The following is a 14949-nucleotide window of genomic DNA, read 5'->3' as shown; positions in this document are numbered from 1 at the left end:
ACTATTAACCTCGGTATCGCGTTGCGCGCCACTGGCCCCGGAAAGGGAAGACAATTCTTTTCCCAAAAACCTTGCCAAGTTTTTTTGGCTATAACCCAAACCACCGATTTTCATGTAAAATAGAAGGCGGGGGGTAAGCAGATGAACATGAGGATTGGACTTTTGCAACAGCAGCAGACAAGATTGTCAATGACGCAGGAATTGTCCCAGGCAATTGCCCTGCTCCAATATAGTGCCCAGGAGCTGGCGAGCTTTCTGGAAGCAAGGGCGCTTGAAAATCCCCTGCTTGAAGTCATGCCTTCCGGGCAGTCGAAAGACCGTCCAAGGAAAACAACCTACAGAGAAAAACAAAACGATATAAATGGAATTGCATCGGAGACGGGGACGACGCTTGAGGAACATCTTCTTTCCCAGCTGAAGCCCGGGCGCTTTCAAAAAGACGAACAAAAACTTATACGCCAGGTTATATTGAATATAGATGAAAATGGTTATTTCCGTGGAGATATAAATGAAATCGCTGTCATTTCGAATGCAAGCCCAGCAAAGGTGGAAGAGTGCCTGTGGGAAATTCAGCAGCTGGACCCGCCAGGAATAGGCGCGAGAAACCTGCAGGAATGCCTCCTCCTTCAACTTGATAGAAATGGTGAAGGATCTCCTTTGGCCCATGTGATCGTAAAAGGATTCTTTTCCGAATTTGCGGAAAAAAAGTGGAAGAAGCTTGCGAAGGAATTAAAGGTAAGCCTCAAGGAAATACAGGGAATATATGACCTTATGCAAAAATTAAACCCAAGGCCCGGGGCTGATTTTTATCAGGAAAGAGCTGCTTATCTTGTTCCAGACGTGGTGGCGGATTGCGTGAATGGGCAATGGCGCGTCCATCTTGTTGAAGGAAATCTCCCGGCAATCGGCTTTAACGACGATATGTTCCATTCACTAACGTCAAGCGGCGATGAGCAGGCAATCAAATTTCTGCAGGAAAAATACCAGGATTACCAATGGCTTGCAAAAAGTATCAGGCAGCGGAACGATACAATTTTAAAAGTGGCTGGGAAAATAATTGAAAAGCAGCCGTACTTTTTTGCGGAAGCGAAGGGGCAGCTGATGCCGCTTACGATGAAGGAAGTTGCTGATTGCTTGGATATCCATGAATCGACCGTCAGCCGCGCTGTCCGTGAAAAATACCTCGGGACGCCATTTGGCACCTTTGAACTGAAGTCGTTTTTCTCTTCCGGAATCGGCACTGTCTCGGACAGCAGTGCATCCTCGGCCCAGGTGAAAAAATTGATCGCTGCGATTATCGGGCATGAGGACAAGAGGCAGCCAGTTTCAGACCAAGAGATCACCAATATGCTAAAGAAGAACGAGGGGCTTGTCATTTCGAGAAGGACCGTGGCCAAGTATCGGGAACAACTGGGAATCGCCTCTTCTTCAAAACGGAAACGATTTTAATAAAGGATGATTGAGTTGAAACCGAAAGTTACTTTCTATACTAGGAGCCGCTGCCCGCTTTGCGAAAAGGCGAAGGAGGATTTGCTTGAAATCCGCGAGTCCATCGCGTTCGAGCTTGAGGAAATTGATATTGGGTCTAGCGACGAGTTGACCGAGGAATATGGGCTGATGATACCGGTCATCCTTGTTGATGGAATTGAAGCTGGATACGGAATCATTGAAAAGCAGTATTTAGTTTCGTTCATAAAAAATAGCCAATCCAATCATTTTAGTTGAATGTGAAAATCACTCCTGTTAAAATAAGTGCGAACAGGGTGATTTTTTTTGCGACAAGTGGGACATAATTTGTCATAGCGGGACAAAAAACGTCCCAGTACCTTGGGAGAGATTCTGCTATGCTCCGCTAATTTGCAAGAAGGAGTTGCAGCTCATGCACTCGTTATTAGATATCCAAAAAAGATTATTGCCGGACCTTCTCGACGTTATGCAGGAAAGGTATTCCATTCTGCGTACAATCAATTTTTTGCAGCCAGTCGGAAGAAGGACCCTTGCCGCGAATCTTGGCTATACGGAGAGGGTTCTGCGTACAGAGACCGACTTCCTGAAGGAGCAGAACCTGATTGTTTCGCAACCTTTGGGCCTGATGCTTTCAGAAGGAGGCAGAAATTTACTGGAAGATCTTGATGGCTTAATGCGGGAGCTAAAGGGTATAGATGTAATGGAACTGGAATTGAAGCATCGCCTTGGCATCCGGAACGTTATTATCGTACCCGGAGATAGCGACCAATCTCCCCTTGCCAAAAAGGAATTGGGCCGGGCGACGGCGCACAGGATGAAAAAGCTGATTGACGGAAAAAATATCATCGCGGTCACAGGTGGCTCTACCATGGCGGCAGTAGCCGAGGAACTGGGGCCGGGCCTTGCGAAGGAAGATTTGTTGTTCGTTCCTGCCCGTGGCGGAATCGGCGAGGATGTCCAGAACCAGGCGAATACGATTTGCGCCATTATGGCTGCCAATACGAAATCCCGCCATCGAGTCTTTTACGTTCCCGAGCAGGTGAGCATGGATATATACGAATCTTTTATTAAGGAGCCCGGAGTGCATGAAGTGCTGTCGCAGATTAAATCGGCCGGAATGGTGCTCCATGGGATAGGGGATGCTATGACAATGGCTACACGGCGCAAAACCCCCAAAGAGGATATGGAAAAAATCATTCAAAACAAAGCTGTTTCTGAGGCATTTGGCTATTATTTTAATGAGCAGGGTGACATTGTCCATAAAGTAATGACCATCGGCTTACAGCTTGGCGACCTGGCGGGCATCCCAAAAGTCCTTGCTGTTGCCGGAGGGAGCTCAAAAGCCAAAGCCATTCAATCGTATTTAAAAATAGCGCCGCCCCAAACAATCCTCATAACCGACGAAGGGGCAGCAAAACTAATAGTAAGAAGCAATGCAATTTAATCAAAAACTGGATACATGTTATTAAAAGGGTATTTACCCTTTGATATAAAATTTTAAGCCTTACCGAATCAAAGGAGGAACTAATCATGGCATTAAAAGTTGGTATTAACGGTTTTGGACGTATTGGACGTAATGTTTTCCGCGCGGCCCTTGACAATCCGAACATTGAAATTGTAGCAGTAAATGACCTTACAGATGCGAATATGCTTGCCCACCTTTTGAAATATGACACTGTTCACGGAACACTTTCAAAAGATGTGACAGTTGATGGCTCCAATCTTGTGGTTGGCGGAAAAACTGTTAAAGTTCTAGCTGAGCGTGACCCTGCGCAGCTTGGATGGGGAGACCTTGGCGTTGAAGTGGTTGTTGAATCAACAGGCCGCTTTACAAAGCGTGCTGACGCTGCGAAACACCTTGAAGCAGGTGCCAAGAAAGTTATTATTTCTGCCCCGGCTTCTGATGAAGATATCACAATCGTAATGGGTGTTAACCATGACAAGTACGAGGCAGCAAACCACCATGTGATCTCGAATGCATCTTGTACAACAAACTGCCTTGCTCCTTTTGCAAAAGTACTTAACGACAGCTTCGGCATTAAGCGCGGCATGATGACGACTGTCCACTCGTATACAAATGACCAGCAAATCCTTGATTTACCGCATAAAGACTACCGCCGCGCGCGTGCTGCAGCTGAAAATATCATTCCTACAACAACTGGCGCTGCAAAAGCTGTTGCACTTGTCCTTCCTGAATTGAAAGGCAAGCTGAACGGTATGGCGATGCGTGTTCCAACTCCTAACGTATCCGTTGTTGACCTTGTTGCGGAGCTTGAGAAAAACGTAACGGCTGAAGAAGTGAATCAGGCACTGAAAGAAGCGGCAGAAGGCCCGCTGAAGGGAATTCTTAAGTATACAGATCTTCCGCTTGTCTCTTCTGACTATAACGGCAGCACGGAATCTTCCATTGTTGATGGCCTATCCACAATGGTCCTTGAAGGCAATTTGGTGAAAGTCCTTTCCTGGTACGACAACGAATACGCCTACTCAAACCGTGTAGTTGACCTGTGCGAATACATCGCTGAAAAAGGCGTTTAATCCGTCCTTATTGGTAAAATTGGCTAACTTTTAAAAAAACAACTATAATGAAATTGGCTTTTAACGGGGAGCGGGGAGGATTCCCCTCTCCTTTTTTAACGGCAAAATCGAAAAAATTCGGATGTTCCAGGAGGGATTCCATGAACAAGAAGACGTTGAAGGATGTAGATGTAAAAGGAAAGCGCGTTTTCTGCCGGGTCGATTTCAACGTCCCGATGCAGGACGGTAAAATTACGGACGAAACTAGAATCCGCGCTGCACTCCCAACCATCCAGTATTTAATTGATCAAGGAGCCAAGGTCATCCTTGCAAGCCATTTTGGCCGCCCGAAAGGCAAGGTTGTCGAAGAAATGCGCCTTGCGCCAGTTGGCGATCGTCTTGGCGAGCTGCTTGGGAAGAATGTCCTGAAAGCTGAAGAAGCCTATGGTGACTCTGTAAAGGGGCAAATTAGCGGCATGGCTGATGGCGATGTGCTTCTTTTGGAAAACGTCCGTTTTTATCCCGGCGAGGAAAAAAATGATTCGGAACTCGCAAAGGAATTTGCCTCACTTGCCGATATTTATGTAAATGACGCGTTTGGCGCGGCCCACAGGGCGCATGCATCGACCGAGGGCATCGCTCATCATCTTCCAGCTGTGGCGGGATTTTTAATGGAGAAGGAGCTTGAGGTTCTCGGAAGTGCACTTTCCAACCCTGAACGCCCATTTACAGCCATTATTGGCGGCGCAAAGGTCAAGGATAAGATTGGTGTAATCGAAAACCTACTTGAAAAAGTCGACCATCTGATTATTGGCGGAGGCCTTGCTTACACCTTTGTAAAGGCAAAGGGACATGAAATCGGCAAATCCCTTCTTGAAGAGGATAAAATCGATTTGGCCAATTCATTCATGGAAAAGGCTAAGGAAAAAGGCGTATCCTTCCATATGCCAGTCGATGTTGTCATCGCGGATGACTTTTCTCCGGATGCCAATTCCAAAGTCGTCGGCATAGAGGAAATCCCTGCTGACTGGGAGGCGCTCGATATCGGCCCGAAAACAGCGGAGCTTTACAGGGATGTAATCAAGAATTCAAAACTTGTTATCTGGAATGGCCCGATGGGTGTGTTTGAATTTGATAAATTTGCAAACGGAACAAAAGCAGTTGCCGAGGCACTTGCTGAATCCGAATCTACATATTCGGTCATTGGCGGCGGTGATTCAGCTGCGGCGGTTGAAAAGTTCAACCTCGCAGAAAAAATGAGCCATATTTCAACTGGAGGCGGGGCTTCCCTTGAATTTATGGAAGGAAAAGACCTTCCGGGCGTATCCGCGCTGAACGATAAGGAATAAAACAGAAAGAAAGGACGTGCCGGAATGCGAAAACCGATTATCGCGGGAAACTGGAAAATGCACAAGACGTTATCGGAAGCAAAAAGCTTTGTAGAAGAAGTAAAGGGCCTCGTGCCGGACAGCGGGGAAATCGAATCGGCGATCTGTGCCCCGGCACTATTTTTATCGTCATTGGTCACTGAAACGGACGGCTCCCCTGTAAAAATCGGGGCGCAAAACATGCACTTCGAAGAAAAAGGGGCTTTTACAGGTGAAATTAGCCCTGCGGCCTTGGCGGATCTTGGAGTCGCTTATGTAATCCTCGGCCACTCCGAGCGCCGTGAAATGTTCAACGAAACGGATGAAATGGTGAACAAGAAAACCCTGGCGGCATTCAAGCATGGGCTTGTGCCAATCGTTTGCTGCGGTGAAACCCTTGAGCAGCGTGAGAACGGTGAAACAAACGGGTTTGTTGCAGGCCAGATAGAAAAGGCTCTCGAAGGCCTTACTGAGGAACAGGTGAAGCAAACCGTCATCGCTTACGAACCGATTTGGGCAATCGGCACCGGAAAATCATCGACTGCGGAAGATGCAAATGAAGTATGCGCCCATATCCGGAAAGTTGTTGCCGAAGAGTTTTCACAGGTAGCGGCTGAGGCAGTCCGCATCCAATACGGCGGCAGCGTCAAGCCTGATAACATTGCGGAGTACATGGCACAGCCTGATATCGACGGCGCGCTCGTTGGCGGCGCAAGCCTGGAACCACAATCGTTCCTTCAGCTTTTGGAGGCTGGTAAATAATGAGCAAATCTCCTGTAGCTTTAATCATCCTCGACGGTTTCGGCCTGAGGGGGGAACGATTTGGAAACGCCGTTGCGCAGGCGAAAAAGCCAAACTTTGAACGGTACTGGAATAAATACCCTCATGCGCAGCTCCGGGCATCCGGCGAGGCGGTCGGCCTTCCAGAGGGGCAGATGGGCAACTCCGAAGTCGGCCATCTGAACATCGGCGCGGGCCGGATCGTGTACCAAAGCCTGACTAGGGTGAATATCGCCATTCGGGAAGGGGAATTCCAAAAGAATGAAACCATCCTGGGTGCCATTGAGCATGCGAAAAAGAACGGGACCGCCCTTCATCTGTTCGGGCTCCTGTCCGATGGCGGTGTCCATAGCCATATCAGCCATATGTTTGCGTTACTAAAGCTTGCTGCTGAAGCAGGCCTGGAAAAGGTTTATATCCATGCCTTCCTTGACGGCCGGGATGTCGGCCCGCAGACTGCTGGCACCTTTATTGAGGAAACACTCGAGAAAATCAAGGAATATGGCGTCGGCCAGTTTGCCACCATTTCCGGGCGTTATTACTCAATGGACCGCGACAAACGCTGGGACAGGGTTGAAAAGTCGTACAGGGCCATGGTCTATGGCGAAGGCCCTTCCTACTCCGAGCCGATGCAGGTAATCGAAGACTCGTACCAGCACGGGATTTTCGACGAATTCGTGCTTCCTTCCGTTCTGACGGACGAAGATGGCCAGCCGGTAGGGAAAATCGACGACAATGATGCGGTTATTTTCTATAACTTCCGTCCCGACCGTGCCATCCAAATCTCAAATACATTTACCAATGAAGATTTCCGGGCTTTCGATCGTGGACCAGGACATCCAGAGCATTTGTATTTTGTCTGCCTTACCCATTTCAGTGAATCGGTTGACGGGTATGTGGCATTCAAGCCAACCAATCTCGACAACACACTTGGCGAGGTACTTTCCCAAAACGGGTTAAAGCAGCTGCGGATTGCCGAAACCGAAAAATATCCCCATGTCACATTCTTTATGAGCGGCGGGCGGGAAGACAGGTTTCCGGGCGAGGAGAGAATCCTCATCAACTCCCCGAAGGTTGCGACCTATGACATGAAACCGGAAATGAGTGCCTACGAAGTAACGGATGCGCTTTTAAAAGAAATCGAGAATGAAAAATTTGATTGCATCATTCTCAACTTTGCAAATCCGGATATGGTCGGCCACTCAGGAATGCTTGAACCGACCATAAAGGCTGTTGAAACCGTTGACGAATGCCTTGGCAAAATTGTCGATTTACTTTTAGAAAAAGGCGGCACTGCCATCATTACGGCTGACCATGGAAATGCAGACGAGGTTGTTACGATTGGGGGAAACCCGATGACTGCCCATACGACCAACCCGGTCCCTGTCATCATCACAAAATCTGATGTTGCATTAAGGGAAGATGGCATTCTCGGCGACCTTGCTCCAACCGTCCTCGACTTGCTTTACGTCGAACAGCCGAAGGAAATGACAGGTAAAACGCTTCTGAAAAAATAACGGCAGATATAACTAACAGTTTCTAATACCGGAATGAATTCTGGTAAATACTACTATTTTTAAGGAGAGATACTGCATGCCATTTATTACTGATGTTTACGCACGCGAAGTACTAGATTCCCGCGGCAACCCAACAATCGAGGTAGAAGTTTTCACTGAATCCGGCGCATTCGGCCGCGCCCTCGTCCCAAGCGGCGCTTCTACAGGTGAACACGAAGCAGTAGAGCTTCGCGACGGCGACAAAGACCGTTACCTTGGAAAAGGTGTCCTGAAAGCTGTTGAAAACGTCAATGATGTAATTGCGCCTGAATTGATTGGCGAATACAGCGTTCTTGACCAGGTTGGCGTCGACCAGGCCCTAATCGAGCTTGACGGCACAGAAAACAAAGGGAAGCTTGGTGCCAATGCAATCCTCGGCGTATCGATGGCGGTCGCGCATGCAGCGGCAGACTATCTGGATATACCATTGTACCAATACTTGGGCGGCTTCAACTCCAAGCAGCTTCCTGTTCCAATGATGAACATCGTTAACGGCGGCGCGCATGCTGATAACAATGTCGACATCCAGGAATTCATGATCATGCCTGTTGGCGCTCCTAATTTCAGGGAAGCCCTTCGCATGGGTACGGAAATTTTCCACAGCCTGAAAGCTGTCCTGAAAGGCAAGGGCCTCAACACAGCTGTTGGTGACGAAGGCGGTTTCGCTCCGAACCTTGGTTCAAACGAAGAAGCGCTCCAAACAATCGTTTCCGCGATTGAAAAAGCCGGCTACAAGCCAGGTGAAGAAGTTATGCTTGCAATGGATGCGGCATCTTCTGAGTTTTACAACAGAGAAGATGGAAAATATCATTTGGCTGGTGAAGGCGTTGTAAAAACGTCCGCTGAAATGGTCGACTGGTATGAAGAAATGGTATCGAAGTACCCAATCATTTCGATTGAAGATGGACTTGATGAGAACGACTGGGAAGGACATAAGCTATTGACTGAGCGCATTGGCAATAAAGTCCAGCTTGTTGGTGACGACCTATTCGTAACAAATACAAAAAAGTTGGCACAAGGTATCGAGCAGGGTGTCGGCAACTCCATCCTGATCAAAGTGAACCAAATCGGTACACTGACTGAAACATTCGATGCAATCGAAATGGCGAAACGCGCGGGTTACACTGCTGTTATCTCCCACCGTTCTGGTGAAACCGAGGATGCAACAATCGCCGATATCGCTGTTGCAACAAATGCGGGCCAAATCAAAACAGGCGCGCCATCCCGTACTGACCGTGTGGCAAAATACAACCAGCTGCTCCGTATTGAAGACCAGCTTGGCGAAACTGCCCAATACCTTGGCCTTAAGAGCTTCTACAACCTTAAGAAGTAGATGTGAAGCTGAGGACGGGTCGACTGTTTCACCAGAAGTTTAAACAGTGAAGTACTTTGCTTTATTCCAAATGAAAAAACTCCTCCGATGTGCAGCATCACATTTGGAGGAGTTTTTATTTATGAAACCACTCTTACGCTAGTGTTCCAAAATCACTTGGGGGTTTGGCTTCATACGTATCATCGGTATAGTAGATTTTCGCGGGAGCTCTGTAATGGGATCATTTATATTATTCTCTTGGGTTAGGCCACACTGTATTCGTAACATTCGCCAAGATTTGTTTTGGACATTTGCTTCATCGTTACAGTCATGCCGTTATCCGGTGAGACGTAATCCGTTAAAAATTCGAGATAGCCATCTGGCCCTTCTTTTACGGTTATGGTCCGCTTGTATTTAGCCTTGTTTCCCGCTTTATCCTTTACGCTATAGATAATTGTATTGATTCCTAACTCCCTTGTGTTGATATAACCGGATACCTTAATCATCCCGGTTAAGTCGCCATCATTATTATCGAAGGCCGTAACTCCCTTAAGAGGATGAAAGGACTCACCGATAACCAACTCTATGTTTCCTACTCCTGAAAAAACCGGCTTGATATTATCAATAACTGTAACGATCCGTTCTCGAGAAGCGATATTACCGGCCTTGTCCCTAACAGAATAAATCAGCTTGTACTTTCCGGCTTTCTTTTCATTGACCCTTCCGGAAACTTCAATACTCGAAGTCACGTCGCCATCAGCATTATCCATCGCCGTAACGCCAAACAAAGGATCGAAAGCTTTGGAAATGTAAATCGACTTGTTCGCAATCCCTGAAAGTTCTGGTTCAACCGTATCTTTTATTACGGTTATCGTCCGTACCGCCATTGCCTTATTTTTTGCCTTATCATATACAGTATATGTCAGGACATATTGACCTGCCTTTTTCGTATTCACCTTCCCTGAAACCACTATTTTTCGAGTGAGGTTCCCATCTACATTATCTTTTGCTGAAACGCCCTCTAAAGGGGTAAACGCCTGGCCGATGAAAATAATTTCATGAGTGATTCCCGCCAGCACCGGCTTTTCTTTGTCCTGGCTGCCAGCACCAGCTGCATAGCTTGAAGATGAGAAAGAGAAAAAAATGGAGATGAAGAACAACAATCGGAAAAAATGCTTGTTCTCTCTCACTTGCATACTACCCCCTATTAGATGATGCCATCTATATAATTTTACATTACTAAATTAATATGGTATATATTTGAAATTTAGTTTTCTGGAGTAAAAAATAATAAACCTAACTTAAAGAGTCGCAATCTTTCGACACATATTATTTTACGGATACAAATATAGTGTTTAATATAAAGGTAGGCAGGCTCTCTGCCTGTTTGTAAGCGTTTTAAAAATTTGAAGAGGAAGAGGTGTGGAAAATGTTAGGTTTTTTGGTACGGATAGGAAGGGCGCTCATGCTCCCAATCGCCGTATTGCCAGCAGCTGCCCTATTGCTTCGCCTGGGCCAGCCGGACTTATTGGATATTGAATTTATTTCTTCTGCTGGTAACGCGATTTTCGCCAACCTTGCACTCCTTTTTGCAATCGGGGTCGCTGTTGGGATAGCCAAGGATGGTAACGGGGCCGCCGGGCTTGCCGGAGCGATCGGCTATTTCATTTTAACGGAGGGCACAAAAGCCATCAATGAAGAAATCAACATGGCGGTCCTCGGAGGTATCCTTGCCGGGGTTATTGCCGGGCTATTGTACAATAAATACCATGATATCAAACTTCCAGATTGGCTTGGCTTCTTTGGAGGGCGGCGCTTCGTTCCAATTATCACAGCTTTAACCATGCTTATACTTGCCGCGGTCTTTGGATATGTATGGCCGCCAATTCAGCATGTAATCAACTCTGTCGGCAACTGGATCGTTGGAGCGGGGGCTCTGGGGGTCGGGGCTTTCGGCTTCCTGAACCGTTTGCTCATCCCACTTGGCCTGCACCATGTCCTGAACACGCTCGTCTGGTTTGAATTCGGTGAATTTACGAATGCAGCCGGTGAAGTCGTCAAGGGTGACTTGACCCGTTTCTTTGCAAAAGATCCAGATGCCGGAATCTTTATGACAGGCTTCTTCCCGGTCATGATGTTCGGCCTCCCAGCCGCAGCCGCAGCGATGGTAGCAGCGGCCAAAAAAGAAAGGCGCAAAGCAGTTGCCGGGGTAATGATCGGGCTTGCGTTTACCTCGTTCCTGACAGGTATAACGGAACCAATTGAATTCTTGTTCATGTTCCTGTCGCCGGTTCTTTACTTTGTCCATGCACTTTTGACGGGGATTGCGCTCGCGGTCACCTATCTAATGGGCATACGGCACGGATTCGGATTCTCTGCAGGTGCGATTGACTACTTCTTGAATTACGGCATCGCCACGAAGCCGCTCCTTCTCGCGTTGGTCGGCCTTGTGTACGCAGCCATTTACTTTGTTGTGTTCTACTTCCTCATTAAGAAACTCGACCTGAAAACCCCGGGCCGTGAAGATGATGTCGAAGGTGAGTTTGACGAGGATTCCGCGATTAAAGGCGACTATCATACAGCCGCCGTCCAATATGTCGATGCTCTTGGCGGAAAGGATAACCTCGTTAGCATTGACAACTGCGTCACCCGCCTTCGCCTCCGTGTGAAGGACACAGACAACGTAGATGAAAACCGCCTTAAGCAGCTCGGCTCCAAAGGGGTCATCAAGCTAAGCAAACAGGATATCCAGGTTGTCGTCGGAACCGATGTTGAGTTCCTGTCCAACGAAATGAAGAAACTATAAATATTTAGGATATGCTTGGCGGCCCCGTGCCGCCAGGTATTTTTTTCGTTCCCTTTGAAAAAATAACCATGTTGATGCTTTAGAAAGAGGAGCATGTTTATGAGGACAGTTTTGAGGGGGATTTTAACATGAAAGTGTCTTCATTCGGTTTGTGAAGAAAGTTTGGGAAGAATTTTCACCTTTAGTGTCTTCAATAGGGTTATGATAATAGTTTTGAACTGGAATTTTACCCGAACGTGTCTTCATCAAGTTGAGGGCACTTGCAACGAATTAAACACCTAAAAAATTCCCTTGGGAGGTAGCCAAGTTGAAACGAATTCTTGATTGCACCGCGTCCGATTTTGCGAAGATGACCGGGCAGGACATTAAAAAGTCGATCCTCGCCTCGGAAGGAAGGACGATTTTAGCAGAGGTTATCGGGGCGTTTACCCCGCTTTACCCTGCTGTGACAAACGCTGAGATGGTGGCCGCATTTGGCGCAGACTTGATCCTGCTGAACTTCTTTGACGTTTTCGACCCTGAAATTCAAGGGATGCCGGCAACCGAACCGGAGGAAATTGTCCGTACGCTAAAACGGCTTGTCGGCCGTCCGGTTGGATTGAACCTAGAACCTGTAGACCTTTCAGCGGAAAAGCTTGAAGCACTCACTGAACTACCTGAAGGGCGCATTGCAACCGAGCGGTCCCTTCGCAGGGCAAAGGAGCTCGGCTTTGACTTCGTATGCCTGACGGGAAATCCGAAAACAGGTGTATCAAATTCTGAGATCACGAAAGCCATTGCCATTGCCCGGGATGTCTTTGGACCTGAAGGACTGATTATTGCCGGAAAAATGCACGGAGCCGGAGTCGCGGGTGAAACTGGAAGCAGCCTGATGGGCGAGGAAACATTGCACCGGTTTATTGAGGTTGGTGCGGATATTATCCTTATCCCTTCTCCGGGAACCGTTCCAGGCTTTACTGTATCAAAAACAGCACGCCTCGTCGATCTTGTCCATGAAAAGGGCGCACTTGCCATCCTCACGACCGGGACAAGCCAGGAGGGATCGGACGAAGCAACCATCAGGCAAATTGCTTTGAATAGCAAGATGGCTGGTGCCGACCTTTACCATATCGGCGATGCCGGTGCAAATGGAATCGCGCTTCCGGAAAATATACTTGCCTATTCCATAGTCGTCCGCGGTAAGCGGCATACGTATGTCCGTATGGCGGCATCGGTTATGCGTTGAGACGCCTGGCTTCAGCTGCCACGTGCAAACCGTATTAGAGGGACAAACGCTGAGGCAACCCTCGAAGCAATTGTCAAAATCTCCATGAATCCCGCTATTGTGAAAAACGGGATTATATGTTAAATTAAGAATACTGTGAATGAACGTCTAACAGGAGGTGGCCTTCATGCATGCATTATTCGTAACATTATTGGTAATTGTATCAATTGGACTTATCGTCGTTGTATTACTTCAATCTGGCCGTAGCGCGGGTCTTTCAGGCGCAATTTCCGGCGGAGCGGAACAGCTTTTCGGAAAGCAGAAAGCACGCGGTATCGACCTTATCCTTCACCGGATTACGGTTGTCCTTTCGGTATTGTTCTTTATCCTGACAATCGCCGTAACATACTTAAAACTTTAATAATGAAAATTGACCCGGCCGCGTGCCGGGTTTATTTTTTGCGAAAAAAGGAAGAATGGCTGCTCCTCTCGAATAGTTGAGTGGGATTGATATAAAAGGAGCGATTGTATGTTAAAGTGGGCTGGCGCAGCGGGTATATGTATAAATGAACAAGGCAACATCTTAATGGTTTTGCAGGGAAAACCTGAGGAAGTGAAAAAATGGTCCGTGCCCTCCGGCGGCGTTGAGGAAGGTGAAAGTTTTCGGGAGTGCTGCAGGCGGGAGTTTCAGGAAGAAACGGGTTTTCTTGTTGAAGTGCTGGATGAAGTTAAGGTGAAAAAAGGTACATATGAAGGTTTTTTGGTCGAAGTCCGTTATTTTATTGTAAAAATCGTCGGCGGCAACCGGAAAATCCAGGATCCGGATAACCTGATTTGGGATATTTCCTGGAAATCGAAGGAGGATTTGGCCACATTGGACCTTTCCTTCCCGGAAGACAGGGATTTTTTGCTAGGTTGGATGGAAATTTAGTGCAATTTTAAACAAAAAGGTACCTGGCAAAAGGGCTTTCTGAATGTAGGAAAAAGAATTCGCCCCGTTTTTGTACTTATTCACCCTGTTTTTGAAAATATTCGCCCCGTTTTACTTGTGATTCGCTCCTATCTAAATTTTCAGAAAACGGTCTCGCCATGCCGTAAAGGCTTATTTCTGGAATGTGCAGCCTGCCTTTGTTAAAACTAAGGGAGATGTACATGAGAAGGAGTTAACAGAAATGAAGGTACAACCACCTAAGCCGTTTACGTTTGAAGCCGGGCCGCGCGCGGTGCTCCTCCTGCACGGATTCACCGGGAGTTCCGCGGATGTCCGCATGCTGGGCCGCTTCCTTGAGAAAAAAGGATACACTAGCCATGCGCCCCACTACAAAGGCCATGGGGTACCGCCGGAAGAACTTTTGAAAACCGGACCTGAAGACTGGTGGCGGGACGTCATGGACGGCTATCAATTTTTAAAAGATAAGGGCTATGAGGAAATCGCGGTCGCCGGCCTGTCACTTGGAGGAGTGTTCTCGCTCAAGCTGGGTTACACGGTTCCTGTAAAGGGTATTATTCCAATGTGTGCCCCGATGGATTTCCGAAGCGAGGAAACTATGTATCAAGGGGTTCTTCAGTATGCACGCGAATACAAAGAGCATGAAGGGAAAACCCCCGAAGAGGTCAACGAGGAAATGGAAAAGTTCAAGAAAACCCCGATGACGACGCTAAAAGCGCTTCAGGAACTAATAACGGATGTTCGAGACCAGGTCGACCTTATCTATGCACCTCTTTTCGTCGTCCAAGCCCGCCATGACCGAATGATCAACCCGGACAGCGCGAATATCATATATAGCGAAGCGGAGTCGATTGACAAGAACATCAAGTGGTACGAGGAATCTGGTCACGTCATTACCCTCGATAAAGAGAAAGAACAACTCCATGAGGATGTTTATGCGTTTCTGGAAAGCCTAGATTGGAAAGAATAATAAGAAACACCCTGTAAGGGA

At 47.5% G+C, this 14949-nt stretch carries 14 protein-coding genes; 13 read left to right on the top strand and 1 reads right to left on the bottom strand.

The genetic code is table 11. The annotated features are described in order from the left end of the window. Window positions 1-141 precede the first annotated feature (141 nt). From rpoN to eno, 8 genes are all read left to right on the top strand, one after another. The gene (gene rpoN / locus V1499_RS20630) at window positions 142-1449 is read left to right on the top strand and encodes an RNA polymerase factor sigma-54 (protein WP_409272175.1); all 1308 of its coding nucleotides are present in this window, start codon (window positions 142-144) and stop codon (window positions 1447-1449) included. Between the two features lie 15 nt (window positions 1450-1464). Beyond that, window positions 1465-1725 (top strand): glutaredoxin family protein, encoded by a 261-nt coding sequence (locus tag V1499_RS20625; protein WP_409272173.1) that lies wholly within the window; start codon window positions 1465-1467, stop codon window positions 1723-1725. A gap of 154 nt (window positions 1726-1879) precedes the next feature. Then, on the top strand, window positions 1880-2911 hold the full coding sequence (locus V1499_RS20620) for a sugar-binding transcriptional regulator (protein WP_409272171.1): 1032 nt from the start codon (window positions 1880-1882) through the stop codon (window positions 2909-2911). An 86-nt stretch (window positions 2912-2997) separates the two neighbouring features. Then, window positions 2998-4005, top strand: coding sequence for a type I glyceraldehyde-3-phosphate dehydrogenase (gene gap / locus V1499_RS20615; RefSeq protein WP_409272170.1), 1008 nt, complete (start codon window positions 2998-3000; stop codon window positions 4003-4005). A gap of 140 nt (window positions 4006-4145) precedes the next feature. Then, complete coding sequence (locus tag V1499_RS20610) at window positions 4146-5333, top strand: phosphoglycerate kinase (protein ID WP_409272168.1); 1188 nt, start codon at window positions 4146-4148, stop codon at window positions 5331-5333. A 24-nt stretch (window positions 5334-5357) separates the two neighbouring features. Beyond that, the gene (gene tpiA / locus V1499_RS20605) at window positions 5358-6113 is read left to right on the top strand and encodes a triose-phosphate isomerase (protein ID WP_409272167.1); all 756 of its coding nucleotides are present in this window, start codon (window positions 5358-5360) and stop codon (window positions 6111-6113) included. After that, window positions 6113-7648, top strand: coding sequence for a 2,3-bisphosphoglycerate-independent phosphoglycerate mutase (gene gpmI / locus V1499_RS20600; protein WP_409272165.1), 1536 nt, complete (start codon window positions 6113-6115; stop codon window positions 7646-7648). The genes tpiA and gpmI overlap by 1 nt, the downstream gene beginning before the upstream one ends. Before the next feature lie 76 nt (window positions 7649-7724). Then, window positions 7725-9020 carry a phosphopyruvate hydratase gene (eno, locus tag V1499_RS20595; protein ID WP_409272163.1) on the top strand — a complete coding sequence of 432 codons (1296 nt, stop codon included), beginning with the start codon at window positions 7725-7727 and terminating at the stop codon, window positions 9018-9020. 242 nt (window positions 9021-9262) lie between these two features. Here the strand turns inward: eno and V1499_RS20590 are convergent, their stop codons facing one another. Further along, entirely contained in the window at window positions 9263-10189 is a 927-nt protein-coding gene (locus tag V1499_RS20590; RefSeq protein ID WP_409272161.1) for an immunoglobulin-like domain-containing protein, read from the bottom strand. A gap of 239 nt (window positions 10190-10428) precedes the next feature. Here V1499_RS20590 and nagE point away from each other — a divergent pair, with 239 nt between their 5' ends. From nagE to V1499_RS20565, 5 genes are all read left to right on the top strand, one after another. Next, window positions 10429-11805 carry an N-acetylglucosamine-specific PTS transporter subunit IIBC gene (gene nagE, locus V1499_RS20585; protein WP_316572329.1) on the top strand — a complete coding sequence of 459 codons (1377 nt, stop codon included), beginning with the start codon at window positions 10429-10431 and terminating at the stop codon, window positions 11803-11805. Window positions 11806-12112: 307 nt separating this feature from the next. Beyond that, entirely contained in the window at window positions 12113-13030 is a 918-nt protein-coding gene (locus tag V1499_RS20580; protein ID WP_409272158.1) for a haloacid dehalogenase-like hydrolase, read from the top strand. A 166-nt stretch (window positions 13031-13196) separates the two neighbouring features. After that, window positions 13197-13430, top strand: coding sequence for a preprotein translocase subunit SecG (secG, locus tag V1499_RS20575; RefSeq protein WP_115451366.1), 234 nt, complete (start codon window positions 13197-13199; stop codon window positions 13428-13430). Window positions 13431-13538: 108 nt separating this feature from the next. Continuing rightward, window positions 13539-13940, top strand: a complete 402-nt coding sequence (locus V1499_RS20570; RefSeq protein WP_409272156.1) for an NUDIX hydrolase — start codon at window positions 13539-13541, stop codon at window positions 13938-13940. Window positions 13941-14181: 241 nt separating this feature from the next. Next, window positions 14182-14928, top strand: coding sequence for an alpha/beta hydrolase (locus V1499_RS20565; protein ID WP_409272155.1), 747 nt, complete (start codon window positions 14182-14184; stop codon window positions 14926-14928). The last annotated feature ends 21 nt before the right edge of the window (window positions 14929-14949 follow it).

The sequence above is a fragment of the Neobacillus oceani genome, from assembly GCF_046237595.1.
GTDB lineage: Bacteria > Bacillota > Bacilli > Bacillales > Cytobacillaceae > Bacillus_D > Bacillus_D oceani.
The sequence above is the reverse complement of the archived record's forward strand: the minus strand, read 5'-3'. Positions and strand labels throughout refer to the sequence as shown.